Source organism: Curtobacterium sp. SGAir0471 (assembly GCF_005490985.1).
GTDB lineage: Bacteria > Actinomycetota > Actinomycetes > Actinomycetales > Microbacteriaceae > Curtobacterium.
This window is the reverse complement of sequence record NZ_CP027869.1, coordinates 938,019-963,537: the sequence shown is the minus strand read 5'-3', so window position 1 is coordinate 963,537 and position 25,519 is coordinate 938,019. Positions and strand designations below refer to the sequence as shown.

General features: G+C 72.3%; 22 protein-coding genes. 6 read left to right on the top strand and 16 right to left on the bottom strand.

Annotated features, from left to right (window positions below; translation table 11 throughout):
- Positions 1-4: 4 nt before the first annotated feature.
- Positions 5-1,009, bottom strand: a complete 1,005-nt coding sequence (locus C1N91_RS04460) for an aldo/keto reductase family protein (protein WP_058750614.1) — start codon at positions 1,007-1,009, stop codon at positions 5-7.
- Positions 1,010-1,400: 391 nt separating this feature from the next.
- Between C1N91_RS04460 and C1N91_RS04455 the strand changes: the two genes are divergently transcribed.
- From C1N91_RS04455 to C1N91_RS04440, 4 genes are all read left to right on the top strand, one after another.
- On the top strand, positions 1,401-2,345 hold the full coding sequence (locus C1N91_RS04455) for a hypothetical protein (RefSeq protein ID WP_137766773.1): 945 nt from the start codon (positions 1,401-1,403) through the stop codon (positions 2,343-2,345).
- A 120-nt stretch (positions 2,346-2,465) separates the two neighbouring features.
- Positions 2,466-3,026 (top strand): YceI family protein, encoded by a 561-nt coding sequence (locus tag C1N91_RS04450; RefSeq protein WP_137766772.1) that lies wholly within the window; start codon positions 2,466-2,468, stop codon positions 3,024-3,026.
- Between the two features lie 558 nt (positions 3,027-3,584).
- Positions 3,585-4,151: a TIGR03086 family metal-binding protein gene (locus tag C1N91_RS04445; protein ID WP_137766771.1), complete on the top strand. Its 567-nt coding sequence runs from the start codon at positions 3,585-3,587 to the stop codon at positions 4,149-4,151.
- Positions 4,152-4,509: 358 nt separating this feature from the next.
- Positions 4,510-5,493: an aldo/keto reductase gene (locus tag C1N91_RS04440; RefSeq protein WP_137766770.1), complete on the top strand. Its 984-nt coding sequence runs from the start codon at positions 4,510-4,512 to the stop codon at positions 5,491-5,493.
- A gap of 121 nt (positions 5,494-5,614) precedes the next feature.
- Here the strand turns inward: C1N91_RS04440 and C1N91_RS04435 are convergent, their stop codons facing one another.
- Positions 5,615-6,544 (bottom strand): oxygenase MpaB family protein, encoded by a 930-nt coding sequence (locus C1N91_RS04435; protein ID WP_137766769.1) that lies wholly within the window; start codon positions 6,542-6,544, stop codon positions 5,615-5,617.
- A 98-nt stretch (positions 6,545-6,642) separates the two neighbouring features.
- On the opposite strand from C1N91_RS04435, the gene C1N91_RS04430 reads away from it, so the two are divergent.
- Positions 6,643-8,325 carry a long-chain-fatty-acid--CoA ligase gene (locus C1N91_RS04430; protein ID WP_137766768.1) on the top strand — a complete coding sequence of 561 codons (1,683 nt, stop codon included), beginning with the start codon at positions 6,643-6,645 and terminating at the stop codon, positions 8,323-8,325.
- Here C1N91_RS04430 and C1N91_RS04425 read toward each other — a convergent pair.
- From C1N91_RS04425 to C1N91_RS04385, 9 genes are all read right to left on the bottom strand, one after another.
- Positions 8,312-9,298, bottom strand: a complete 987-nt coding sequence (locus C1N91_RS04425; RefSeq protein ID WP_137766767.1) for a DMT family transporter — start codon at positions 9,296-9,298, stop codon at positions 8,312-8,314. The two genes, C1N91_RS04430 and C1N91_RS04425, sit on opposite strands and share 14 nt — an antisense overlap.
- Positions 9,295-11,280 (bottom strand): amino acid transporter, encoded by a 1,986-nt coding sequence (locus C1N91_RS04420; RefSeq protein WP_137766766.1) that lies wholly within the window; start codon positions 11,278-11,280, stop codon positions 9,295-9,297. The genes C1N91_RS04425 and C1N91_RS04420 overlap by 4 nt, the downstream gene beginning before the upstream one ends.
- Positions 11,281-11,346: 66 nt before the next feature.
- A complete protein-coding gene (locus C1N91_RS04415; protein ID WP_137766765.1) occupies positions 11,347-12,192 on the bottom strand; it encodes an ABC transporter permease in 846 nt (281 codons plus the stop codon).
- The gene (locus C1N91_RS04410; protein ID WP_137766764.1) at positions 12,189-13,265 is read right to left on the bottom strand and encodes an ATP-binding cassette domain-containing protein; all 1,077 of its coding nucleotides are present in this window, start codon (positions 13,263-13,265) and stop codon (positions 12,189-12,191) included. Before C1N91_RS04410 ends, C1N91_RS04415 begins: the two co-directional genes overlap by 4 nt.
- A 59-nt stretch (positions 13,266-13,324) precedes the next feature.
- Positions 13,325-14,200 carry a hypothetical protein gene (locus C1N91_RS16950; protein ID WP_254678344.1) on the bottom strand — a complete coding sequence of 292 codons (876 nt, stop codon included), beginning with the start codon at positions 14,198-14,200 and terminating at the stop codon, positions 13,325-13,327.
- 139 nt (positions 14,201-14,339) lie between these two features.
- A complete protein-coding gene (locus C1N91_RS04400; protein WP_137766763.1) occupies positions 14,340-15,914 on the bottom strand; it encodes an inositol monophosphatase family protein in 1,575 nt (524 codons plus the stop codon).
- A 223-nt stretch (positions 15,915-16,137) separates the two neighbouring features.
- Complete coding sequence (locus C1N91_RS04395) at positions 16,138-16,539, bottom strand: DUF3054 domain-containing protein (protein ID WP_137766762.1); 402 nt, start codon at positions 16,537-16,539, stop codon at positions 16,138-16,140.
- A gap of 104 nt (positions 16,540-16,643) precedes the next feature.
- Positions 16,644-17,297 carry a spermidine/putrescine ABC transporter substrate-binding protein gene (locus C1N91_RS04390; RefSeq protein ID WP_137766761.1) on the bottom strand — a complete coding sequence of 218 codons (654 nt, stop codon included), beginning with the start codon at positions 17,295-17,297 and terminating at the stop codon, positions 16,644-16,646.
- A 483-nt stretch (positions 17,298-17,780) separates the two neighbouring features.
- Positions 17,781-18,713: a DUF3097 domain-containing protein gene (locus tag C1N91_RS04385; protein ID WP_254678343.1), complete on the bottom strand. Its 933-nt coding sequence runs from the start codon at positions 18,711-18,713 to the stop codon at positions 17,781-17,783.
- Positions 18,714-18,810: 97 nt separating this feature from the next.
- Between C1N91_RS04385 and C1N91_RS04380 the strand changes: the two genes are divergently transcribed.
- The gene (locus C1N91_RS04380) at positions 18,811-19,863 is read left to right on the top strand and encodes a zinc-dependent alcohol dehydrogenase family protein (protein WP_137766759.1); all 1,053 of its coding nucleotides are present in this window, start codon (positions 18,811-18,813) and stop codon (positions 19,861-19,863) included.
- A gap of 234 nt (positions 19,864-20,097) precedes the next feature.
- Here the strand turns inward: C1N91_RS04380 and C1N91_RS04375 are convergent, their stop codons facing one another.
- The 5 genes from C1N91_RS04375 to gatC form a co-directional block, all read right to left on the bottom strand.
- Positions 20,098-20,781, bottom strand: a complete 684-nt coding sequence (locus C1N91_RS04375) for a methyltransferase domain-containing protein (RefSeq protein WP_137768662.1) — start codon at positions 20,779-20,781, stop codon at positions 20,098-20,100.
- A gap of 59 nt (positions 20,782-20,840) precedes the next feature.
- A complete protein-coding gene (locus tag C1N91_RS04370) occupies positions 20,841-21,926 on the bottom strand; it encodes a type III polyketide synthase (RefSeq protein ID WP_137766758.1) in 1,086 nt (361 codons plus the stop codon).
- Between the two features lie 116 nt (positions 21,927-22,042).
- Positions 22,043-23,548, bottom strand: a complete 1,506-nt coding sequence (gatB, locus tag C1N91_RS04365; protein ID WP_137766757.1) for an Asp-tRNA(Asn)/Glu-tRNA(Gln) amidotransferase subunit GatB — start codon at positions 23,546-23,548, stop codon at positions 22,043-22,045.
- Positions 23,548-25,095: an Asp-tRNA(Asn)/Glu-tRNA(Gln) amidotransferase subunit GatA gene (gene gatA, locus C1N91_RS04360; protein WP_137766756.1), complete on the bottom strand. Its 1,548-nt coding sequence runs from the start codon at positions 25,093-25,095 to the stop codon at positions 23,548-23,550. The genes gatB and gatA overlap by 1 nt, the downstream gene beginning before the upstream one ends.
- Positions 25,092-25,391, bottom strand: a complete 300-nt coding sequence (gatC, locus tag C1N91_RS04355; protein WP_058728900.1) for an Asp-tRNA(Asn)/Glu-tRNA(Gln) amidotransferase subunit GatC — start codon at positions 25,389-25,391, stop codon at positions 25,092-25,094. Before gatC ends, gatA begins: the two co-directional genes overlap by 4 nt.
- Between the last annotated feature and the right edge of the window lie 128 nt (positions 25,392-25,519).

Here is a 25,519-nt window from a genome sequence, read left to right as displayed (position 1 = left end):
CGCGTTACGCGGGGCGCTTCTCCGGGCTGACCGTCTTGCTCGCGTCGCGCTCCGGGATGTCCCCGAGGGCGTCGTCGATCGCGGCGAGCGCGTCGGCGTCGAGGGTGACGCCCGCTGCCTTGACGTTGTCCGTGACCTGCTCCGGGCGGGACGCACCGACGATCGCGGACGCGACGTTCGGGTTCTGCAGCGTCCACGCGATCGCGAGCTGGGCGAGCGTCAGGCCGGCCTGGTCGGCGACGGGCTGCAGACGCTGCACGGCCTCGAGGACCTCGTCGCGCATGAACCGCTTGATCATGTCCGCGCCGCCCTTCTCGTCCGTGGCGCGCGAGCCCTCGGGGGCCGGCTGGCCCGGCTTGTACTTGCCCGTCAGCACACCCTGGGCGATCGGCGACCAGACGATCTGGCTGAGGCCGAGCTGCTTCGAGGCGGGGACGACCTCGCCCTCGATGACGCGCCACAGCATCGAGTACTGCGGCTGGTTCGAGATGAGCTGGAAGCCGAGCTCCTTCGCCAGTGCGGCGCCGGCGCGGATCTGCTCGGCGTTCCACTCGCTGACGCCGATGTAGAGCGCCTTGCCCTGGCGGACGACGTCCGCGAAGGCCTGCATGGTCTCCTCGAGCGGGGTCTCGTGGTCGTAGCGGTGCGCCTGGTAGAGGTCGACGTAGTCGGTCTGGAGGCGCTCGAGCGACCCGTCGATCGACTCCATGATGTGCTTGCGGGAGAGGCCGACGTCGTTGTGCCCCTTCGGCCCGGTCGGCCAGTAGACCTTCGTGAAGATCTCGAGCGACTGGCGGCGCTCGGCCTTGAGCGCCTCGCCGAGGACCGTCTCCGCCGCGGTGTTTGCGTACGTGTCGGCGGTGTCGAACGTGGTGATGCCGGCGTCGAGCGCTGCCCGCACGCACTGGGTGGCGACGTCGTTCTCGACCTGCGAGCCGTGCGTCAGCCAGTTGCCGTAGGTGATCTCGGAGATCTTGAGTCCGGAGTTGCCCAGGTACCTGAATTCCATGCTCCCGACGCTAGTGGAGTGAGCGCTCTCGTGAGGGGGTGTGGGAGTACCTGTGGACAGCTGCGTCGGCGTGCGGGGATGCGCTGTCCGCGCGAGCGGGCGGAACCGGGGCCACGCGCCTCCCGGCCCCGTCAGGATCCGCCCGCTCACGTGAATGGGCGGAATCGGAAGCACGCACCGCCTCTCCCCGTCCGGATCCGCCCGCTCGCGTCGGCGGGCGAGATCGGGACCACGCGCCTCCCAGCCCAGTCCGGATTCGCCCGCTCGCGACCCGCTCGCCACCTCACCGACGACCCCGGCCGAGTCCTGCACAGCGAGCCTCCTCCCGCACCTGTCCACAGTCGACCACCACGCACCCCGACCAGCCGGAGGACGCTGCCACGCTCGGCACATGTCCATCGCCGACCGCTTCCCACCAGCCCTCCGGGGACGCCCGTTCCGCGTCCGCGAGGCACTGCGCCGCGGCGTCCCGGCCAGCCGCCTCCGCTCGAGACGGCTCTGCCGCCCGTTCCACGGCACGCGCTGCTGGACCCCTCCCACCTCCCACGCGGAACGTGCACGAGCAGTCGCCCCGCGGCTCCGTCATGACCAGGCGTTCAGCCACACCACGGCCGCGCAGCTCCTCGGCATCCCGCTGCCCCGCAGGCTCGAGGCCGACCGGCGCGTCCACGTGACGACGATCGGGAAGGACCAGGCGCTCCGCGTGCGCGGCACCGTCGGGCACCGCACGCGAGCGCACCTCGCGAGCGTGGTGCGATCCGGGACGACGCGCATCGTGGACCCGGCGACCACCTTCGTCATGCTGGCGGCGGTCCTCACCCTCGACGAACTCGTCATCGTCGGCGACGCACTCGTCGGCTGGTTGAACTGGTGCACGGTGGACGAACTCGCGGCCGCCGTCGGTCGGCACCGGGGCGGGAGGCACATCAGGAAGGCGCGCGCAGCCCTCGCCGAGGTGCGACCGGGTTCGCGGAGCCCCGGAGAGACACGCCTTCGCCTGGCCCTGCTGCGACGCGGACTCCCCGAGCCGACGCTGAACCACGACGTGGTCGTCGCCGGCAGGTGGATCGCCTGCGTCGACCTCGCGTACCCGGATGCGCGAGTGGCGATCGAGTACGAGAGCGACCTGCACCGGTCCGATCCGCGCACCTTCCGCAAGGACCTGACTCGCGGCGAGCATCTGAAGGACGTCGACTGGTGGCTGGTCCGCGCGACCGCCCATGACGTCGGCCCGCTGGCCGACGCATTCGCGCACCGCATCCGCAAGCTGCTCACGACGGGTGCGGCCGGGAGGCACGACACGCGTTCCCGACATCATCCCGCGACGATCTCGTGAACATTGGTTGACGCTTCAACCAATCGGGTGCACAATGGGCTACAGTTCAATTCGATGCAGGCGCATGAAGTTGTGTGTCTCATCAGGGACCGCAGACCAACGCTCTCGTAAGGAGTCACCATGACGCTCACCGCCTCCGCCATCCCGGGCTACCAGACCGGCACCTGGAAGATCGACCCGACCCACTCCGAGGTCACCTTCTCGGTCCGCCACCTCGCGATCAGCAAGGTCAAGGGCTCGTTCGAGCGCTTCGACGCGACGCTCGTCACTGCCGAGAACCCGCTCGACTCGTCGCTCGAGGCCTCGATCGACGTCGCGAGCATCAACACCAACCAGGCGCAGCGCGACCAGCACCTCGCCACCGGTGACTTCTTCCTCACCGAGGAGCACCCGCAGATGGTCTTCAAGTCCACCGGCATCCGCGAGGACGGCGACGACATGCTCATCGACGGCACGCTGACCCTGCGCGGCGTCACGAAGGACGTCACCCTGAAGACCGAGTTCGGTGGCGTGACCACCGACGGCTACGGCCAGGTCAAGCTCGGCGCCGAGGCGACCACGAAGATCGACCGCACCGAGTTCGGCGTGAACTGGAACGCGGCGCTCGAGGCCGGTGGCTTCACGCTCGGCAACGACGTGACGATCAACCTCGACGTGCAGTTCGTCCTCCAGGCGGCCTGACCTCCGACTCACTGACCGACGGTCGTCCTCCTTCCCGATCTTGGGGGCGACCGCGGACACCGAACGAAGTACCTGCAGTACCCGGCGAACGGCCCGGCTCCTCCCCCACGGAGCCGGGCCGTTCGGCGTTCCCGCATGCGTTCGTGCGGCGCGCGGAGCCGGAGGTCGAACGACCGGCCGGTCGTTCAACCCTGCGCAACCACGAGCGGGCCAATCCCGCGCACATTGTGCCTGCCTCGCGCAGGTTCCGCCCGCCCGAGCGCGGATGAACCTCCTCGTGCGACTCGTCCCACCTCGTCCGCTACCGGTCCGATGCGCCGACCGAGGCACCGGCGACGAGCGGGCCTTCTCTGTGGGGGACACCGCCGCTGACGTGTTCTTCTGCCCGATCGCCAGCCTTGCCGCTCTGCTCCGATCGGATCGCATTCCGGGGCGAGACGGCGGTCGCGCGTGCTGTTCCTGAGCGGGCGTAACTTGTCTCCTGTAGCAGCACGGGAATCGCCCGCTCGCCAGTCCCGTTGCACCCCGCACCCGTACCGACTGAAGAGGAGCACCGCCATGGCCACCGACTGGATCCGGTTGCAGTCGCTCGCCGTAGCCGAGTTCGGCCGCCGCGTCGCTGCCGTGACCGACTGGGATGCATCCACCCCCGACTCCGAGTGGACGACGCGCGATCTGGTCACGCACGTCATCGACGAGCAGCGCTGGATCCCGAAGCTCCTGACGGGATGCGACTACGCCCAAGCCGAGGCTGACCTCGAACCGATCGGCCAGGACCTGGCCAGCGAGTGGGCGAAGTTCGCAACGGCCGCGACCAGCGCCTGGCAGAAGGCGCCCGCTGACACCTCCGTGCACCTCAGCACCGACGTCGTTCGCGCCGACCAGTACCTCACCGAACAGACGAGTGACATCACCATCCACACGTGGGACCTCGCGCGCGCCACCGGCACGGACGAGGCGCTGCCCGATGAACTCGTCCGCGCCGTCTGGGAGTACTTCGAGCCGCAGATCCACGACCTCGCGGCGACCGGGCTCTACGCCGCGCCCGTCGAGGTCGACGACGACGCGCCACTGCAGGTCCGCCTGCTCGCGGTCACAGGTCGCGATGCCAGGGTGAAGGCGTGAGGACCGATCCCTTCGTCTGACGCCGAAGGGCGGATTCGGAACTGCCCGCCGCGGGAACGAGCAGGTTCCGCCCGCCCGACATCGAGTGGGCGGAATCGACGTCGGATCGGCCGTCAACCAGCAAGAACCGCCCGCCCGACACCCGGCGGACGAAATCGACGCCGGACCGGCCGTCAATCAGCAGGAACCGCCCGCCCGACACCCGGCGGGCGGAAACGACGAGGGAGCCATCACGGACACGACAGAGAACGCCCGCCCGGCCTACGCGGACGCAACAGACAACGCCCGCTCGAGCCGAGCCGCGGACGGCGCACACGACGCCACCTCGAGCGACGACGCACCCCACGCCGCACGCTCGGTGGGCACCACCCGCCTCGGGCGCACGGGCCTCGAGATCAGCCGGATCGTCCTCGGGATGATGTCCTACGGCAGGCCGGACCAGGGCGCCCACCCGTGGAGCGTCGACATCGACGACGCCCGCCCGTTCGTCCGCCGCGCCTACGAGGCCGGCATCACCGCGTTCGACACCGCCAACGTCTACTCCGCGGGCTCGAGCGAGGAGATCACCGGCCAGCTCCTCAAGGAGATCGCCCCGCGCGAGGAAGTCCAGGTCTTCACCAAGGTCTTCAACCGCATGCGCCCCGGCCCCAACGGCGCCGGGCTCTCCCGCGCCGCGATCATGCACGAGATCGACGCCTCGCTCACCCGGCTCGGCACCGACTACGTCGACCTGTACCAGATCCACCGCTTCGACCCGCACACGCCGATCGAGGAGACGATGGAGGCCCTCCACGACGTCGTCAAGGCCGGCAAGGCGCGCTACATCGGCGCGAGCAGCATGTGGACGTGGCAGTTCGCGCAGATGCAGCACGTCGCGGAGCTGCACGGCTGGACGCAGTTCGTCAGCATGCAGGACCAGTACAACCTGCTCGAGCGCGAGGAGGAGCGCGAGATGCACCCGTTCGCGCAGGCGACCGGCGTCGGGGTCATCCCGTGGAGCCCGCTCGCCCGCGGCAAGGTCACCCGTCCCTGGGACGCGCAGGGGTCCGGCAGCCGCTCGGACACCGACGAGTTCGGCAAGACGCTCTACCGCCAGGACGAGGACGCGAACCGCGCGATCGTCGACGCCGTCCAGCAGGTCGCCGAGGCGCGCGGTGCGAGCATGGCCCAGGTCGCTCTCGCCTGGGTGGCCGGCAAGCCCGCGGTCACCGCACCGATCATCGGCGCGACGAAGGAGCACCACATCGACGACGCGGTCGCCGCGGCTGCGATGGAGCTCACCGACGACGAGGTGTCGCGACTCGAGTCCGCGTACACGCCCCGGGTGCCGTCCGGTTTCTGACGCGCGACGAGACGGACGGGAGGCGCGGTGCCGGCTGGCACCGCGCCTCCCGTCCGTCGGGGGTGCGTCCTGCACGAGGTGAGCAGCTGGCGGGCCGCCGACCAGCCCGCCGCACCCCCGGTCAGGCGGTGAGGTCCTGTCGCGACTCCTGCTCCAACCGGGCGATCCGCACGAGCGCCGCGCGCTCGGTGCCCGGGGTCGTCCCGAGCACCGCACCGATCCCGTCGAGCACGACCCCCGCGACCTGGCGGACCGGCAGCTGCACCGGACCGACCCCCGGTGTCCGCAGCCCGAGCATCGAGCGGTGCCGCGGGTCGAGCGATGCGACCGCGCCGTCGAAGAGCGCGCGGTAGCCCGGCCGCAGGAGCCTGGCGAGCGGCGGGTCCTTGATGAACCGGACCACGTCGTGCGTCCTGGCGTCGGCCTTGAGCTCCCCGCGGTCCAGGTACCCGTTCATCTGCGCGCGGAGCTCGGCATCCGACTCCGGAGCGTCCTCGACCCCCATGAGACGTCCTGCGACCGCCCACTCCCGCACGTAGGCATCGGCACCGCCGGGGATCGGCTTGCCCCAGACCTGGGCACTCCGCAGGAAGGCGTCGGTGAACGCGAGGTGCACCCACCGCGCCAGGTCGGGGTCGTTCGCCGCGTACGGCTTCGTCACGCCGTGCCCGTCGACGTACTCGCCGACGACGCGCTCGTGCAGCTTGCGGACCCACTGGCTGGCGTGCGTGGCCTGCTGCGTGTCACCGTGCGACACCGTGTAGATCCACCGGATGGTGCCGGCGAGGCGGCCGAACGGGTCCTCGCGGTAGCGGGAGTGGTCGGCGACGCCGGCGAGCGCCCCGGGGTGGAGCGCCTGCACGAGCAGCGCTCGGACGCCGGCGAGCACGGTGTGGTTGCCGCCGTGCACGGCCCAGGTCGCGGAGCCCGGCCCGAAGAAGCCCGCGTCGGAGCCCTGTTCGAGCTCGTCGATCCAGGCGGGACGCTCGGTCGCGCCGTTGGTGAAGGTGTCGTTGAGGCGGGAGCGGAACGCGTCGGACACGGAAGCCATGCACCCATCGTCCGTCGTGCCCCTGACAGTGGGCCCTGACAGTGGGCCCTGACAGTGCGCCCTGACAACGAGCACGACTCCGCCGGTAGGTTGGCCGGGTGAGCATCGACACGCCTCGTCCCTGGCTTGCCTCGTACGCCCCGGGGGTCCCGCACGACATCGACGAGCCGACTGGCTCGCTCTCCGACATCGTGGAGCAGTCCGCAGACCGCTTCCCGGGGAAGGTGGCGCTCGAGTTCTTCGGCAGGACGACGTCGTACGCCGATCTGCAGGAGCAGATCCTCCGCGCCGCGAACGGTCTGCGGAAGCTCGGCGTCGGCGCCGGTGACCGGGTCGCGATCGTGCTGCCGAACTGCCCGCAGCACGTGGTCGCGTTCTACGCGGTGCTCCGGCTCGGCGCGATCGTCGTCGAGCACAACCCGCTGTACACGGCGCGCGAACTCCGCCACCAGTTCGAGGACCACGGCGCGAAGGTCGCGATCGCGTGGGACAAGTCGGTCGCCACGCTCCAGGACTTCCCCGCGGACCTCCGCCTCGACGCGATCGTCTCCGTCGACCTGACGCGCGCGATGCCCCGCGCGACCCGCCTGGCCCTGGCGCTGCCGGTGGCGAAGGCGCGGGAGTCCCGCGCGAAGCTGACCACGAGCGTCCGGGGCACGACGAAGTGGGACGACCTGGTGTCCACCCGCAAGCTGTCGAAGCGCCACCCGCGTCCGGCGACGACCGACGTCGCGCTCATCCAGTACACCTCGGGAACCACCGGTGTACCGAAGGGTGCGGTGCTCAGCCACCGGAACCTGCTCGCCAACGCCGCCCAGGCCCGCGCGTGGGTGCCGACGATCCGCCGGGGCGACAACACCGTGTACGCGGTTCTGCCGATGTTCCACGCCTACGGCCTGACGCTGTGCCTGACCTTCGCGATGAGCATGGCCTCGCGGCTCGTGCTCTTCCCGGCGTTCGACCCGGCTCTCGTGCTCAAGGCCATGAAGAAGCACCCGCCGACGTTCCTGCCGGCCGTGCCGCCGATCTACACCCGCCTGCAGCACGCGGCGGACTCGGCGAAGGTGTCCCTGCGGGGCATCGAGATCGGCATCTCCGGCGCGATGCCGCTGTCGCAGGACGTCGTCGAGCCGTGGGAGGCGCGTACGGGCGGCTACCTGGTCGAGGGCTACGGCCTGTCCGAGTGCTCCCCGGTCCTCATGGCGAACCCGGTCTCCACCGAACGCCGCCTCGGTGCGATCGGCCTGCCACTGTCGTCGACCGAGGCCCGCGTGGTGGACCCTGACGACCCGACGAAGGTGCTCGGCACGGGCGAGGCCGGCGAGCTCCAGGTCAAGGGTCCGCAGGTGTTCCGCGGGTACTGGGGCAAGGCCGAGGCCACCGACGATGTCTTCACCCCGGACGGCTGGTTCCGTACCGGGGACGTCGTGTCGATCGACGCGGACGGCTTCGTCAGCATCGTCGACCGACTCAAGGAACTCATCATCACCGGCGGCTTCAACGTCTCGCCGTCCGAGGTCGAGGACGCCCTGCTCAAGCACCCCAGCGTGCGCGAGGTGGCCGTCGTCGGCATCACGCAGGGCGGGAACGAGCAGGTCGTCGCCGCGGTCGTGCCGAAGGACCCGGGGACCTTCGACGCCGAGGCCCTCCGCGCGTGGTCGCGGGACCAGCTCGCGGCCTACAAGGTGCCGCGGCGCATCGTCGTGGTCGAGGACCTGCCGCGCTCGATGATCGGCAAGGTGCTCCGCCGCAAGGTGCGGGACCAGATCACGGCGAAGTAGGCAGGAATCCCCGTCGCGGGACCGGCAGCGCGAGCAACGCGAGGCCGGCGACGACGAGCCCGATCCCGACCCACCCCGCGGCGCCGAGGTGTTCGCCGACCACGAGCACGGCGAGCACCGCGGCGACCACGGGCTCGAACAGCGACAGCAGGGTCGCGACCGAGGCGCTCACCCGCCGCAGTCCGACCGCGTACAGCGAGTGCCCGAGCACCGTCGGCACGAGCGCGAGGTAGACGAACACGGGCCAGTTCGTCCCCACCACCAGGACGTCTCCCCCGGCGACCACCGCGAGCACGACGAGCGGGACGGCCGCCAGCCCGAACACCGCACCGACCACCCCGCGCCCGCTGGCCCCGGTCGCGCTGCCGGGCACGGTGTCCGGCAGCGGCAACGGTGCCGGCACCGGCCGAGACGCCACGTGCATCCCCCGCGCGACCGCCAACGAGTAGGTCGCGTACGTGAGCCCGGCCAGGAGGGCCGCCCCCAGACCGAGGGGCAGCGATCCGCTTCCCGGTGCCTCGGACCGCGCGAGCGTGACGACGATCATGCCGACCACGCTGACCAGCGTCGCGACGACCCAGCGACCGGTCACGCGCCTCCCGTCCGCCACCCACTCCACGAGCCCGGCGAACACCGGCGACGACCCGATGGCCACCGTCGTGCCGAGCGCGACCCCGGCGTCGGCGAGCGCCGCGTAGAACGCGACCGCGTAGACGACGAGCGAGGCCGCACCGAGCAGCACCCAGCGCCGTGGACCCGGACCGGCGACGGCACGCAGCGCGGCGCGACCCGTCGTCGCGGCGAACACGAGCCCACCCAGGCCGAACGTGACCGCTCCGAACACGAACGCGGGCACCCCCGGCGCGAAGTGGGTCGCCGTCCCCGTCGTCCCCCAGACCGCGGCGGCGACGAGGACCGCCACCGGGCCGCCCACCGGACGCCGGGCACGCCCCGCCGCCGCCGCGTCGGTCACGACACGTGGACGGTCGGCCGTCGGTGCACGTCCGGCTCGGCCTCGCGCAGGACCTCACGCGTCACCGGGGCGACGTCGCCGACGCCGGTGAACACGAAGCGCAGGGCGTTCTGGATCGGACTGCCCTCGTTCCACTCGAAGTAGATGCTCGGTACCACGCCGGCGATGTCCCGCACGGCGAGCAGCGTCGACGCGATGGTGTTCGGCACGTTGCCCGACCGGACGCGCAGCACCCGGTGCCCGTGCACCACGTGCCCCTCGACGACCAGGTCCTCCTCGAAGTCGGACGAGTCGGCGGGCAGCACCTCGAGGAACATCGTCGGCACGCGCGCCGGGATCCCCGAGTCGCGGCGTTCCTCGCGCCCCTTCGACCGGTACGCCTCGGCCGTGCCGGCACCCGGCTCGTTCGCGATGATGCAGACCGAGCTGAACTGGTCGGCGTCGGCCTCGATGAACTGCCGGGCGACGGCGTCGAGCTCGATCGAGGACGCCCGGAGCTCGAACGACCGGCGGACACGGGAGACCAGCGAGACGACCACGATCGCGACGATGAACACCGCGGCGATCCGGACGCCGTCCGGTCGCTCGATGATGTTCGCGACGGTCGTGTAGACGAACACGACGGTGATGACCCCGAAGGCCACCATCCGCTTCCGCTGCTGCTTCCGGCGCGCGGACAGCGTCACGGCGAAGGCGGCACTCGTGATGAGCACGAGGACACCGGTCGCGTACGCCCCGCCCTGCGCGTCGACGTTCGCCTCGAACAGGATCGTGATGGCGAAGGCGATGAGCGTGAAGATGATCACGAGCGGACGCGTGGCACGGGCCCACTGCGGCGCCATCCCGTAGCGGGGCAGGAACCGGGGCACCAGGTTGAGGAGGCCAGCCATCGCGCTCGCCCCCGCGAACCACAGGATCGCGACCGTCGAGAAGTCGTACACCGATCCGAAGACGTTGCCGAGGTACTCGTGCGCCAGGAACGCCAGGGCACGGCCGTTCGCCTGCCCGCCGGGCTGGAACTCGCGCTGCGGGATGAGGAACGTCGTCGCGATCGACGAGGTGATGAGGAACGAGCTCATGATGATCGCCGCCGTGGTGAGCAGGCGACGAGTCCCCCGGATGCGACCCTCGGGCCGTGCGCTGGTGCCGTCGGCGGCGTCGCCGCGGACCTGCGGCATGACCGCGACGCCGGTCTCGAAGCCGGACAGGCCGAGTGCCAGCTTCGGGAACACCACGAGCGCGATGCCGATCATCACGAGGGGGTTGCTGTGCTGCGTGGTGAGGCCGGTCCACCAGTCGTCGACCACGACCGGACGCTCGAACACGTGCCAGAGTGCGACCCCCACGACGACGGCGTTGAGCGTCAGGTAGACGGCGACGAGCCCGACCGCGATGCCGATGGCCTCTCTGAAGCCGCGGAGGAACACGACGCCGAGCAGCAGGAGCAGCGCGAGCGTCAGGGGCACCGGGATGTCGGTGAACCAGTGCGGCGTGAAGGGGTTCTCGGCGATGTGCGCGGTGGCGTCGGCCGCCGAGAGCGTCATCGTGATCATGAAGTCGGTCACGGCGAACCCGAGCAGCACGAGCACGAACAGCTTGCCGGCCCACCAGGGCAGCAGCTTCTCGAGCATCATGATCGAGCCGGCGCCCTTGAAGCTGTCCTGGGCGACCCGACGGTAGACCGGCAGGGCGCCGAACAGGGTCACGAGCACGAGCACGATCGTCGCGATCGGCGACAGCAACCCCGCGGCGAGCGCCGCGATGGCGGGCTGGTACCCGAGCGTCGAGAAGTAGTCGACGCCGGTCAGGCACATCACGCGCCACCACGAGTGGGTCTTCTCGACCTCGACCTGGTGGGGGCCCTGGTGCGAGGCACCCTGGTCGGCTCCGTGCAGCATCCAGCGGCGCAGTCGCACGCTGCGGTCGGAGGGTCGCCCACTGGCGCCGCCCTGGGCAGCACGCTCGGCTTCGGTCGCGGTCACGAGAGTCGATGGTAAGCGGTCCCGGCGACGCTCGGGGACGCCGCGTCCCGGTCTGTGGGAAGCGGCTCAGCCCGCACTGATCCGTGTGTACTTCCGCACCGCCAGCGGCACGAACACGACGAGCATCACCGCGATGCCGACGAGCACGGTCGCGACGGGGTGCTGCATCGTCCAGACGTCGGGCACCGGCGCGCTCCCGGCGTTGCCGAACAACTCCCGCGCGGCCTGCACGAGCGACGACACCGGGTTCCACTCGGCGAACACCCGCAGCACCAGCGGCATCGTCTCGCTCGGCACGAACGCGTTCGAGATGAAGGTCAGCGGGAACAGCACCATGAACGACGCGTTGTTGATGACCTCGGGCGTCCGGACGCTCATCCCGAGCAGCGCCATCACCCAGCTGAACGCGTAGCTGAACAGCAGGAGCAGCCCGACGCCCGCCAGGAACTCGTGCGGCGCCGACCCGACCCGCCAGCCGACCGCGAGCCCGGTCAGCATCATGATCACCATCGAGATCGCGTTGAGCACCAGGTCCGAGTTCGTCCGACCCACCAGCACCGCCGACGCCGACATCGGTAGTGTCCGGAACCGGTCGATCAGGCCCTCCTTCAGGTCCTGCGCCATCGCCGACCCCGAGAACGTCGCCCCGAACACGACGGTCTGCGCGAAGATCCCCGCCATCAGGAACTGCGTGTAGTCGGTCCCCCGGACCTGGATCGCGCCGCCGTAGACCTGGCTGAAGAGCAGCACGAACATGATCGGCTGCAGGACCGCGAAGACGAGCATGTCCGGCGACCGCTTGATCTTCGTCAGGTTCCGCTTCGTCACCGTCCAGCCGTCCTCGAACCAGATCGCGAGGGGCGACGTCACGACGACCGGCAGCTGCTGCCGCGGCGCGCCGACGGCGGTCACCGGACACGCTCCGGCGTCGTGTCGCTCGCGTCGCCGGCCGCCGGCACCGGGTCATGACGACCCGGCCTGGAGGCCCGCCCCGCGCCCGCCCCGCCGCCACCGTCCGGCGCGTCCTCGTCCCCCGCCGTGGCCGCGTGCCCCGTGAGGCGGAGGAACACGTCGTCGAGCGTCGGCCGGCGCATGCCGGCGTCGTGCAGCCGGATCCCGGCCTCGCCGAGGTCGGCGAGCACGCGCTGGAGCGCCTGCGGTCCGGCCTCGACGGCGATGCCGGCGGTCCGCCCGTCGGCCGAGGTCTCCACGTCCCCCACGCCGTACCGGCGCAGGGCGGTGACCACGGCCTCCCGGTCGTCCCCGTCCACCAGGGTGACGACGACCCGGTGGCCGCCCACCTGGGCCTTGAGCTGGTCGGCGGTGCCCTCGGCGATCACCCGACCGTCGTCGATCACCGCGATGTCGTCGGCGAGCTGGTCGGCCTCTTCCAGGTACTGCGTCGTGAGCAGCACCGTCGCGCCGTCGCCGACCAGGCCCTCGATGATGCCCCAGAGCGTCAGACGGCTCCGCGGGTCGAGGCCGGTCGTCGGCTCGTCGAGGAACAGCACCCGCGGGTTCGTCACGAGCGCACCGGCGAGGTCGATGCGTCGGCGCATGCCGCCGGAGAAGCCCTTCACGGGGCGGTCCCCGGCCTCGGACAGGTCGAAGACCTCGATGAGCTCGCGGGCACGCTGCCGGGCCGCCCGTCGGCCGAGGTGGTACAGCCGGCCGATCATCTCGAGGTTCTCGGCCCCGGTCAGGTTCTCGTCGACCGCGGCGTACTGCCCGGACACCCCGATGGAGCGCCGGGTCGCCTGCGGGTCGGCGACCACGTCGATGCCGTCGATCGTGGCGCGCCCGGCGTCCGGGGTGACGAGCGTCGTGAGCACCTTGACGGTCGTGGTCTTGCCCGCGCCGTTCGGACCGAGCAGCGCCGTGACGGTGCCCTCGGGGACGGACAGGTCGAGCCCGGCCAGTGCGTGCACCGGGCCCGAGCGCGATCGGTAGGTCTTGGTCAGCCCAGAGGCCTCGATGATGGCCATGTCGCTCCCTCGTCGGCCACGTCGGTGTGGTGTGGGGTCGGCGGGAGCGACGACGTCAGTCAGACGTCGAAGTCACCGCCGAAGTCGCCGAAGCCGCCGCCGAAGTCACCGCCGCCGTCGTCCCAGCCCGCGTTCTCGTACCCGCCGCCGTCGGCCGCGCCCGCATCGGACGCCCCGCCGTCACCGGAGTCGGCACCAGTGTCCTCCGAAGCGCCGTCTCCCGCAGCATCGGTACCGCCGTCGAACGATCCGGGGTCGGGCAGGAAGGCGCTCATGATCGCCGAACCGATGACGTACCCGGCGACCGTGCCGAGGATCGACGCACCGATCATCCGGCCGAACGAGGGACCGCCGCGCTGGCCCATCGCACCGGCGCCGCCGTTCATCCCGCCCAGCGAGCGCTCCATGAACCCGGGCTGGCGGATCTCGGAGCGGGTCGCCGCCTGGGCCAGGGAGCGCGGGTCGTCACCGCGGGGTGCCTCGCCGTCGGGGGCGCTGCGGGTGAACTCCTCGTAGACCATGCGGCGCTGCTCGGGCGACAGGGTCGCGAAGGCCTCGGCGTGGACCTCCTCGATGCGCTCGGGAGGTGCCGTGCGGAGCAGGTAGCGGTAGCGCTCGACGGCGCGCTCGTCCTCGGTCGAGGCCGCACCCTGCTGACCGCCCGGCTGCTGGCCACCGGGCTGGCCCGGACCCCACTGCGGGGTGCCGTACTGCTGACCTGGCTGCGTCCCGAACTGCTGACCGCCGTACTGCTGACCTGGCTGCGTCCCGTACTGCTGAACGCCGTCCTGCTGGACCGGCGGCACCTGGTACGACTGCTGCCCGTACCGGTACCCCTGCTGGGCCGGCTGCCGGGGCTGCTGCGGCTGACCCCACGCGCCCTGCTGGTCGCGGTCACGGTCGGGACGGCCGAGCAGTCGGTCGAGGAATCCCATGTCGTTGCTCCTTCGGTGCGGTCCGCCCGGGTCGGGAGGGTCCGTCGCAGCCACACTAGGCAGCGCCGTCGACCGCTGACTGTACGACCGCACAGAACCAGCCGAGAGCGACGTCAGCGCACGGTGTCGGCGCCGGTGGTCAGCGAGCGCCGAGCGCCGTCGACCAGATCGCGAAGAGCTCGTCGGCCGCGCCCGGGTGCGCGACGAGGAGGGGTTCCCCGGCCCGTGGGAAGCCGTCGACGGGTCCGTCGAGCGTGAGCACCACTCCCCCGGCCTCGTGCACCAGCAGAACCGCCGCACCGTGGTCCACCGGGTCGAACGACGGCACGCAGCCACCCACCCCGCGACCGGCGGCGACCTGCGCGAGCGTCAGCGTGCTGGAACCCATCACGCGCACGGCGCAGGAGCGCTCTGCCAGCGCGGCCACGAGCCTCCCGAGTCCGTCCCGTGCGCCCTGTCCGCCGAACTCGGCGCCGACGACGGAACCGGCGAGCGCCCGCGGCGCGTCGTCGAGCCGCAGCGGGGCGTCGCGGAGGGCAGCGCCCCGGCCGCGCCGGGCCTCGAGCACCTCGCCGCGCCACGGGTCGGCCACGACCCCGACGAGGGGCTGCCCGCCGCGGGTCAGGCAGAGCGACATCGCCGTCCACGGCACGCCGTTGACCAGGTTCGTCGTGCCGTCGACCGGGTCGAGCCACCAGTGGTGCCGGTCCCCCGGTGCCGTGCCGTACTCCTCGCCGGTGAAGCCGTGCGTGGGGAAGGCCGCGCGGACGCGGGACCGGACGAGTCGCTCGACCGCACGGTCGACGTCGGTGACCGGATCGCCGTCGCCGCGCTTCGTCGTGACCTGCCCGATCGGGTGCTCGCGGGTGAAGGCGATGGCCTCGTGTGCGATGCGGTGGGCGAGCGCCTGCGCACGGACGCCCACCTCCTCCTCGGTCGGTGCGCGCTCGGACAGCGCCCAGCCGTCCCGCTCCCCACCGGCCAGCACGGCTCGGGCGGAGGCGACGTCCTCCGTGGCGACGAGGTCCGCACCGGTGCGCGCCGCCCAACGGACGGGTCCCGGCTCGTCGACGGTCCGTACCGCCACCGCGATGCCGAGGTCGTGCGCCGCCGTGACCGTGTCCGGCGTCAGGAACACGTCGTCGAGGACCAGCGTCGACGGCCGGAGCCCGGTCGTGTCCGCGGCGGTGGGGACGTCGAGTGACTCCCAGGGCAGCCAGGTGTCGGCGGTCGGCAGCGCCGCCCGGACCGCGGCGAGCACCGGGGGCGTCCCCGTCCACGCGACCGTGGTGTCCCAGGTGGACGCGGCGACGGTGCGGATCGCGACCAGGGCGTCGGCGGGATCGACGACGTGGAGCAGCAGCGAGGCCCGGCAGCCGTCGAGCCGTTCGAGCACGGCGTCGAGGCGCGGGATGCGGTCGAGGCCGTTGCCGAGCCGGGCGACCTCGCACCACGAGACCTCGGCGACGCGGCGCGGGTCGCCCCAGAGCCGACCGAGGGTCTCGTCGTGCAGCAGGACCGCGACGCCGTCGGCGGTGCGGCGGACGTCGACCTCGACGACGTCGGCGCCGAGAGCCTCGGCGACGGCGATCGAGGGCAGGGTGTCCTCGCGTCGGACCCGGGGTGCGCCACGACGGGCCACGAGTCGCGGGAGGGCCCTCGCTGCACGCCCGTCGGGGTCGGGGCCGACGGTGGCGTGGTCGAGGGTCGTCATCCGGGCATGTTCCCGGCAGCGGGTGGCGGGTGGGTGACCGGCGGGTGAACGGATGCGGTGGCGCGGCGGGCGCAGCGGTGCTGCGATGCTGCGATGCTGCGGCGCTACGGTGCTGCGGCGAGTGCGGTCCGATGGCGTGGCGGTGCTCCGGTGCGGCGGGTCCGGCGGCGCGGCGGCGCGGGGTGGTGCTCCGGTGCGGCGAGTGCGGTGGTGCGACGGACGGTCAGGCGCGTCCGCGGCCCCGGCGTCCGGCGCGGAGGACGAGCCCGGCGACGAGACGCCACCCCAGCAGGAAGACCGCCAGGACGATCGTCGCCACGATGACGAACGACAGCGGCAGCGGGTCGCCCGCGACGTCGCCCTGCCCGGTCAGCACCCGGAGCAGCATGCCGATCGCGACCGTGGCCACCCAGACGACCACGCCCGTCGGCCACACGCGCAGGGGGCGACGCCACCCGAGGACGACCAGCCAGCCGACCAGCCAACCGGCCAGGAACGGGTAGGCCGTGGTCCAGGTCCCGGCGAACGACGTGGCCTCGGCGTGCGAGGACCGCCCGATGAGCGCGAACACGACGATGAGGACGATGTCGACGACGGCTGCGATCCAGCCCCAGGTACGAGTCACCCGTCCATCCTCCCGCAGCCGGAGGCGCTCCGGCGACGCCCGCGCATCGCAGAGCCGGCGATCCAGCCGTCGTGGGCCAGCGGTCCAGCCGTCGCGGGCCGCCGTCAGAAGAGCCCCGGCCGGCCGGCTTCCTCCGGTCCGTCGAACCCGCGGAACATGTCGGACACCAGCGTCGCGATCTGCGGTTCCACGAGCCGCTCGACGGCCTCGGCGATGCGCGGACGGTGCTCGACGAGGGCCAGGCACACGGCCGTCCCGGTCGCCCGGGCACACTCGTCCGACAGGGCGATCTCGTGCCGCAGTGCCGCCTTCGCCTCGTCGGAGAGCGGCTCGCGCGGCGTCTGCTCGCCCGCGCCAGTGCCCGTCATCTCGTCGAGGGTGAAGAGGAACGGCTCCCCCGGCGAGGGCTCCGGGTCCACGTCCAGCCCCTGGAACTCCGGCGAGAGCCCCTCGGTCGGCTGGTAGCCCGCGTGCCGCTTCCGGGCGGCGGCCCGTTCGAGCTCGCGCTGCAGCAGCGGGAGGTTCTTCGCGGTGTACTCGTCGACGGCGTCCTCGACGATGGTCGAGATCCGACCGATCAGCGCGTGCTGGACCGCATGCGGCACGTCCGGCCCGAACCCCGCGGCGGAGGCGATCGGCGACCCGGTGCACTTCCGGCAGATCCGCGTCCGAGGCCGTGCGGTCCCGATCTGCCACCGCGGCAGCCACCGCAACCACACGTCGACCGCGCTCCGTACGCGACCGTCGATGCCGTCCATCCCTCAACAGTAGGCCGCGCGGCGCGCTTCCCCCCGGAGCGCGCCCGAGCGGGCGGAAACGCACCGCTCGTCCAGAGGCGCGTGCAGGTTCCGCCCGCCCACCACCGCACGCCCGGCACCCGCCGACCACACCGCGCGAGCGGGCGGAAACGGCAACACCACCCGACCCGTAGGCGCGGGTTCCGCCCGCCCACCACCGCACGCACGGCACCCGCCCACCAGAGACCGCGGGCGGGCGGAAACGGGGACGCCATCCGACCGGGAGGCGCGGGTTCCGCCCGCCCACCGCACACGCCCGGTACGCACCCGCCGCACACGGCGGGCGGGCGGAAACGGGGGCGCCACCGGACGCGGGTGCGCGGGATCGGCCCGCTCGGGAGCGTGGACGGGCGGGGACACGGGAGCGGACGGCTCGGACGGCGCGGCCGGGAGGCGCGGGGAGCCTCCGCCCCGCCGCGAGCGCCGGCAGGGTGGGCGGGTGGGTCAGGCCTCCGGCTCGGTCACGAAGTCGATGAGCTCCTCGACGCGTCCGAGCAGCTGCGGCTCCAGGTCGGCGAAGGTCCGGACCTGCCCGAGGATCCGCTGCCAGGCCCTGGCGACGTCGGCCTGGTCGTCGGCGGGCCACCCGAGGTGCTGCAGGATGCCCTTCTTCCACTCGATCGAGCGCGGGATCGTGGGCCACGCGCGCAGTCCGAGCCGCTCCGGCTTCACGGACTGCCAGACGTCCACGAACGGGTGTCCGACGACGAGCACGTGCGCGCCCCACTTCCCGCGCATCACGGCATCGGCGAAGCGGGACTCCTTCGACCCCGGCACGAGGTGGTCCACCAGGACCCCGACGCGTCGGTCCCTGGTCGGGCGGAACTCCTCGAGGACGTCCGCCAGGTTGTCGACGCCGGAGAGCTCCTCGACGACGACGCCCTCGACGCGCAGGTCGGCGCCCCAGACCTTCTCCACGAGTTCGGCGTCGTGCTTGCCCTCGACCATGATCCGGGAGGGCAGCGCCACGCGTGCCCGCTGCTGCTCGACGGCGAACGAGCCGGACGCGGTGCGGAGCCGGCCACCGTCGGAGGCGTGCCGGACCGCCGGAGCCGCACCGGGCCTCCCGTCCGTCCCCACGGACCGCGCGGGCGGCGCCGCAGCAGCGGACCGGCCCACCGGAGCCTGCGGACGACCGAGGGTGACGAGCTCGCCCTCGAGCAGGAACTGCCCGGTGAAGGGGAAGGCGCGGGTGCGACCCTTCCAGTCCTCCAGGCTGACGTTGCCTGCCTCGAGTCCCACGACGGCGCCCGCCCACCCGGAGTCCGGGTCCTCGAGCACCATGTCGCGCTCGAGCGGCACCTGCCGCACCTTCTTGACGCCCTTCGAGCGCCAGTCACCCGAGAGCACGTCACTGCCGTAGCGGTCCTCGTCCACCCGGGAAGCGTAGTGTCGACGGGTCCCGCAACGGCGCCGGCACCCTGGCGCGTCACGGTACGCGCCGCGTCCACCCCCACGATCGGAAGGCCACACCGTGCGCGCAACCGTCATCCACGCCCCTCGCGACATCCGCGTCGAGGAGCGCGACACCCCCGTCCTCATCGACCCCACCGACGCCGTCGTCAAGGTGACCGCCTCCTGCGTCTGCGGGTCGGACCTCTGGCCCTACCGCGGCGTCCGCGGGACCGAGCAGGCCCACACGATCGGGCACGAGTTCGTCGGCGTCGTCGAGTCCGTCGGCGCGGTCGTCACCGACCTCGCCGTGGGCGACTTCGTCATCGCGCCGTTCACCACCAACGACGGCACCTGCCAGGCGTGCACCCACGGCATGACGAGCGGCTGCGAGCACAGCTCGATCTTCGGCGGCACGACCGACGCGTACGGCCACCCCATCGGCGGCGCGCAGTCCGAGTACGTGCGCGTGCCCGACGCCGCGGCGACGCTCGTGAAGGTCCCCGGCCCGGTGGACGACGACCTCGTGCCGTCGCTCCTCACGCTGTCCGACGTGTTCTCGACCGGGCACCACGCTGCGGTGTCGGCCGAGGTCGGTCCCGGCAAGACCGTCGTGGTCGTCGGCGACGGCGCGGTCGGCCTGTCCGCGGTGCTCGCGGCCTCGCGCCTGGGTGCCGAGCGCATCATCGCGATGAGCCGGCACGCCGACCGTCAGGCGCTAGCGCGGGAGTTCGGCGCGACGGACATCGTCGAGACCCGCGGTGACGAGGGCATCGCCGCCGTGCGCGAGCTGCTCGGCGGGGAGCTCGCCGACTGCGCCCTCGAGGCCGTCGGCACCGCGGAGAGCATGGACCAGGCGCTTCGGGTCGTCCGCCCGGGCGGAAACGTCGGCTACGTCGGCGTCCCCGCGGGTGACCCGGAGCTGCCGATGCCGTTCCTGTTCGCGAAGAACATCACCGTGGGCGGCGGCATGGCCCCGGCACGCGCGTACATCGAGGAGCTGCTCCCCGACGTGCTGTCGCGGACGATCGAGCCGGGCAAGGTGTTCGACCTCGAGCTGCCCCTCGACCAGGCTGCCGAGGCGTACGCGGCGATGGACGAGCGGCGCGCGATCAAGGTGCTGCTGCGCCCGTAGCGCCGCCACGGCGCCGGCCGGCCGGGCCGCTCGCGGACAAGCGGGCCGGCGGCCTCGCACGAGCCTCGGCCCCGCGAACACGTTCGCAGCACGACCTGCGCGGATCTGTCTGCCGGGCCGAGTCTCGCGGGCACAGCGGCGGCGCCGATGTGCACGCCCTGCGGGCACGGCCGCGATTCCCATGCGCGCGTCTTGCGGGCACGGCGGCGGCGCCGATGCGTCCGCCGGCGCCCGTCAGGCGTCCCGGACCGCGAGCACCCGGTGTGGTGCGGCCCGTTCGGCGGTCCACCCCACGGGCAGCACCTCCTGCAGCTCGGGCACCGTGAACGACCGTCGGATCGAGCGGAGCCCGTCCACCCGGACGAACGTGCCGGCGGACACCAGCGGCGACGCCAGCGCGTACGCCCGGTAGGCCTGCCGCGACCGTCGGATGTCGGAGTGCAGGCTCCGCCCCGTGGCGAGTCGCTCGGAGTCGGCCAGGAACCCGGCCCTGGCGTCGTCGTTCAGGTGGTGCAGCACGTGGTTCGAGACGACGACGTCGAACCGCTCCCCCGCCGCGACGAGGTCCGCACTCGACGCCTGGCGGAAGGTCACCCCTCGGGCGGTCGACCGCCGAGCCGCGGTGATCGCACGTTCGTCCGGGTCGACCCCGACGACCTCGAGCGAGAACCCGTCGCTGCCGGCCCACCGCACGAGCGAGCGCGCGAGGTCCCCGCCGCCGCACCCGAGGTCGAGCACGCGGGCGCGACCGCTCGGCGGCAGCGCCGGGACGACGTGCGTGCGCCACACCGCTCGCCATCCGCTGACCAGCGCGTTCACCACGGCGAACCTTCGGAACGTCCGGTCGAGCACACGCGGGTCGCACCCCGGGTCGTCCATCAGCTCCTGCAGCGCCGTGTCCCGCGCACGTAGATCCACGGTTCGGAGCCCGGGCTCGCGACCGTCGTCCGCGCCGCGCACGGACCAGGTCCGGTCGTTCACGCCTCGACCGCCGTGAGCCTCGCGCTCTCCACCGTCAGCCCGGGTCCGAACGCGACGGCCGCGACCGGGGATCCCGGTGCGAGGCCCTGCTCGACGGCGTCCCGGAGCACGAACAGCACCGTCGCGCTGGACATGTTGCCGTGGTCCCGCAGCACGGCGCGACTGGAGGCGACGGCGCCGTCGGGCAGCGCGAGGGCGTCCTGGGCGCGGTCGAGGATCGCCCGTCCGCCGGGGTGGACCGCCCACACCGGCAGGTCGGCGAAGGTCTCGCCCTCACCGAGCAACGCGGTGACGGCGGCGGGCACGTGCACACCGACGAGCTTCGGGACCGCGGTCGAGAGCACCATCTCGAAGCCCTCGTCGCCGATGTTCCAGGCCATCTCCGACGCCCCCTCGGGCACCGTTGCGGTGGCGAAGCGCTCGATGCGCAGGCCCGATCCACCCGAGGTCACGACCGCCGCCGCGGCACCGTCCCCGAAGACGCTGTTCGCGACGATCTGGTCCGGGTCGTCCGATGCGCGGACGTGCAGCGTGCAGAGCTCGGCGCAGACCACCAGCACGACCGCGTCGGGGTCCGCCTCGGCGAAGGCCGCCGCGATCCGGAGCGCCGGGAACGCCGCGCAGCACCCCATGAAGCCGATGTGGTGGCGGAACACGCCGGCCGGTAGCCCGAGCTGGTCGACGACGTCGATGTCCGGCCCGGGTTGCGTGAACCCCGTGCACGAGACCGTGACCAGGTGGGTGACCCGGTCGGGCGCGATCCCGGCACGCTCGACGGCGTCCCGAGCGGCTGCGACGAAGAGCGCCGGGGCGAGCTCGCCGTAGCGGTCGTTGCGCGTGCCGGTGGACGGCGACACGAGCGCGCCGGTGCCCTGCCGGAACAGCCCGCCGGGCCGCGAGGCGTCGAGCTCCTCGATGACGGTGTGCCGGTGCTCGACGGCGGATGCGTCGAAGGCCGCCGGGACGATCCGCGCGCCCAACCGACCGAGGTCCGGCTGTCCGGCGAACAGGTCACGCACCGCACCCTGGTCGAGGGTGGTGTCGGGGACGGCGGTCCCGATGGCGCGGATCGTTGCGGTCACTCCTCATCCTGTCACCGGGTCGCTGACGCGTCCCCAGGATCGCGGACCGGCACGACGACGGACGGGAGGCACGTGGCGAGGTCCGCCCTGTGCCTCCCGTCCGTCGGGCGGTCGGTCTACGACTGCTGCGCGCGCTCCAGCACCAGCTCACGGACACGTGCGGCGTCGGCCTGGCCCTGCATGGCCTTCATGACGGCACCGATGACCGCGCCGGCTGCCTGGACCTTGCCGTCACGGATCTTGGCGAGGACGTCCGGCTGGGCGGCGAGTGCCTGGTCCACGGCAGCGGTCAGCGCGGAGTCGTCCGACACGACCTTCAGCCCACGGGCCTCGACGACCTGCGCCGGGGAGCCCTCGCCCGCGATGACACCCTCGAGCACCTGGCGCGCCAGGCGGTCGGTCAGATCACCGGACTCGACGAGCGCGATGGTCTCGGCGACGTGCTGCGGCGAGACGAGGTCACCGGGCGTGGTGTCCTGCGCGTTCGCGACGCGGCTGATCTCGCCCGTCCACCACTTGCGGGCAGCCTGCGAGGAGGCACCGGCGGCCACGGTCGCCTCGACCTCGTCGAGCAGCCCGCCGTTGACGACGTCCTGGAACTCGAGGTCGCTGAAGCCCCACTCGCCCTTCAGTCGACGGCGACGTGCGACGGGTGCCTCGGGCAGGGATGCCCGGAGCTCCTCGACCACGGCCGGGTCCGGCACGACCGGCAGCAGGTCGGGCTCCGGGAAGTACCGGTAGTCGTCCGCGTCCGACTTCGGGCGGCCGGCCGAGGTGCGGCCGGTGTCCTCGTGCCAGTGGCGCGTCTCCTGCGTGATCGCGCCACCCGCGGCGAGGATCGCGGCCTGGCGCTGGATCTCGTAGCGGATGGCGCGCTCGACGGCGCGGAACGAGTTGACGTTCTTCGTCTCGGTGCGGGTACCGAGCTCCTCCTGCCCCCAGGGGCGCAGCGAGATGTTCGCGTCGCAGCGCAGGTTGCCGCGTTCCATGCGGGCCTCGGAGACGCCGAGCGCGCGGACGAGGTCGCGGATGACCTGGACGTACGCGGCACCGAGCTCCGGGGCGCGGTCCTTCGCGCCGAAGATCGGCTTCGTGACGATCTCGACCAGCGGGACACCGGCGCGGTTGTAGTCGACGAGCGAGTACTCGGCGCCCTGGATGCGGCCCGTGGCACCGCCGACGTGCGTCAGCTTGCCGGCGTCCTCCTCCATGTGGGCGCGCTCGATCGGCACCTGGAAGATGGTCCCGTCGGCCAGTTCGACCTCGACCTCGCCCTCGAACGCGATCGGCTCGTCGTACTGCGAGATCTGGTAGTTCTTCGGGTTGTCCGGGTAGTAGTAGTTCTTCCGGGCGAACCGCGAGGACTCGGCGATCGAGCAGCCGAGCGCGAGCCCGAGCTGGATCGAGTACCGCACGGCCTGCTCGTTCACGACCGGCAGCGACCCGGGCAGGCCGAGGTCGACCGGGGTCACGTTCGTGTTGGGCTCGCCGCCGAAGAAGTTCGGGGCATCCGAGAACATCTTGGTCTTCGTCGCGAGCTCGACGTGGACCTCGAAGCCGAGCACCGGCTCGAAGCGCTCGAGCGCCTCGTCGAAGTCCATCAGCGCGTCCTTCTGCGCCATCAGATCACACCTTCCTGCGCAGCGGACTGCTGAGACTGGTCGAGGTCCGGGATGCTGTCGATGAGCGGGCGACCCCACTGCTGCTCGAGCAGGCGCTCGAGCGCGGCGCCGTACCGGTACAGCCGGGCGTCCTCGCGCTGCGGGGCCATGAGCTGCACACCGGTCGGCAGCGAGTCCTCGGGCGCGAGGCCGTTCGGGATGCTCATGCCGGGGACGCCGGCGAGGTTCGCCGGGATCGTCGTGAGGTCGTTGAGGTACATCGACAGCGGGTCGTCGAGGCGCTCCCCCAGCGGGAAGGCCGTCGTGGGTGCCGACGGGCTGATGAGCAGGTCGACCTGGTCGAACGCGGCCGCGAAGTCGCGCTGCACCAGCGTGCGGACCTTCTGCGCGGACCCGTAGTAGGCGTCGTAGTACCCGGCGCTGAGCGCGTAGGTGCCGAGGATGATGCGACGCTTCACCTCGGGGCCGAACCCGGCCTCGCGCGTCGCGGCCATGACGTCCTCGACCGTGGCGCCACCCTCGGGCGTGACGCGCAGGCCGAAGCGCACCGAGTCGAACTTCGCGAGGTTCGACGAGGCCTCGGCCGGCAGGATCAGGTAGTACGCGCTGATGGCGTACGCGAACGACGGCGCGTCGATCTCGACGACCTCTGCACCCGCCTGCTCGAGGATCGCCACCGTCTCCTGGAAGCGCTGCGTGACGCCGGCCTGGAAGCCCTCGCCACCAGCGAGCTCCTTGACGATGCCGACCTTGAGCCCTCGGAGCGTGTCGGCCTGCAGACCCTCGCGCGCAGCTGCGGCCATCGACGGCCAGGCGTCCGGGATGGACGTCGAGTCCTTCGGGTCGTGCCCACCGATGACGTCGTGCAGGAGCGCGGCGTCGAGGACGGTGCGCGACACCGGTCCGATCTGGTCGAGCGACGACGCGAGCGCGATCGCACCGTAGCGGCTGACCCCGCCGTAGGTCGGCTTCACCCCGACCGTGCCCGTGACCGCACCCGGCTGGCGGATCGAGCCACCGGTGTCGGACCCGAGGGCGAAGGGCGCCTCGTGCGCGGCGACCGCGGCGGCCGAACCACCGCCGGACCCGCCGGGGATCCGGTCGAGGTCCCACGGGTTGCGGGTCGGACCGTAGGCCGAGAACTCGGTCGTCGAGCCCATCGCGAACTCGTCCATGTTCGTCTTGCCGAGCGGCACGAGGCCGGCGGCGCGGAGCTTGGCGACCGGGGTGGCGTCGTAGGGCGGTCGCCAGCCCTCGAGGATCTTCGACCCCGAGGTCGTCGGCATGTCCTGCGTGCACAGGACGTCCTTGATCGCGATCGGCACGCCGGCGAGCGCGCCGAGGTCGTCGCCCGCGGCACGGCGCGAGTCGATCGACTTCGCCGCCGCCAGGGCGTTCTCGTTGACGTGCAGGAACGCGTGCACGTCGCCGTCGACCGCTGCGATCCGGTCGAGGTGGGCCTGGGTGGCCTCGACGCTCGAGACGTCGCGCGCGACGAGGGCGTCGGCGAGGGCGGCCGCGCTGAGGCGGGTCAGGTCGTCGGTCACTGCTCTTCTCCCAGGATGGCCGTCACGCGGAACCGTTCGCCGTCGGAGTCGGGCGCACCGGAGAGCGCCTGCTCCTGGGTCAGCGTCTGCCCCACCACGTCGGGTCGGGTGACGTTGCCGAGCGGCACCGGGTGGCTCGTCGCCGGGACGTCGTCGGTCGCGACCTCGGCGACCTTGGCGACGCTCTCGACGATGTGCGACAGCTCCCCGGTCAGCTTCTCGATCTCGTCGGGCGTGAGTGCGATACGTGCGAGGTTCGCCAGGTGGGCGACCTGCTCGCTCGTGATGTCAGGCATGGTGCTCCGTCGATCGGTTCGTGGAATGCGCACCAGTCTATTGGCCGTGTCCGGCGGCGGTGCCACGGTGACCGGGGCTGTGGAGAACCGGTCTGGAGGCCCGGTGCCGGTCGGGCGGACCGGCACCG

Bases quoted from the DNA above. Each gene is read 5' to 3' on its own strand.
- C1N91_RS04400 (WP_137766763.1), bottom strand. From the start codon at position 15,914: ATGACGACCCTCGACCACGCCACCGTCGGCCCCGACCCCGACGGGCGT.
- C1N91_RS04445 (WP_137766771.1), top strand. From the start codon at position 3,585: ATGGCCACCGACTGGATCCGGTTGCAGTCGCTCGCCGTAGCCGAGTTC.
- C1N91_RS04390 (WP_137766761.1), bottom strand. From the start codon at position 17,297: ATGGACGGCATCGACGGTCGCGTACGGAGCGCGGTCGACGTGTGGTTG.
- C1N91_RS04460 (WP_058750614.1), bottom strand. From the start codon at position 1,009: ATGGAATTCAGGTACCTGGGCAACTCCGGACTCAAGATCTCCGAGATC.
- gatB (WP_137766757.1), bottom strand. From the start codon at position 23,548: ATGGCGCAGAAGGACGCGCTGATGGACTTCGACGAGGCGCTCGAGCGC.
- C1N91_RS04455 (WP_137766773.1), top strand. From the start codon at position 1,401: ATGTCCATCGCCGACCGCTTCCCACCAGCCCTCCGGGGACGCCCGTTC.
- C1N91_RS04410 (WP_137766764.1), bottom strand. From the start codon at position 13,265: ATGGCCATCATCGAGGCCTCTGGGCTGACCAAGACCTACCGATCGCGC.
- C1N91_RS04450 (WP_137766772.1), top strand. From the start codon at position 2,466: ATGACGCTCACCGCCTCCGCCATCCCGGGCTACCAGACCGGCACCTGG.
- C1N91_RS16950 (WP_254678344.1), bottom strand. From the start codon at position 14,200: ATGGGATTCCTCGACCGACTGCTCGGCCGTCCCGACCGTGACCGCGAC.
- gatC (WP_058728900.1), bottom strand. From the start codon at position 25,391: ATGCCTGACATCACGAGCGAGCAGGTCGCCCACCTGGCGAACCTCGCA.
- C1N91_RS04435 (WP_137766769.1), bottom strand. From the start codon at position 6,544: ATGGCTTCCGTGTCCGACGCGTTCCGCTCCCGCCTCAACGACACCTTC.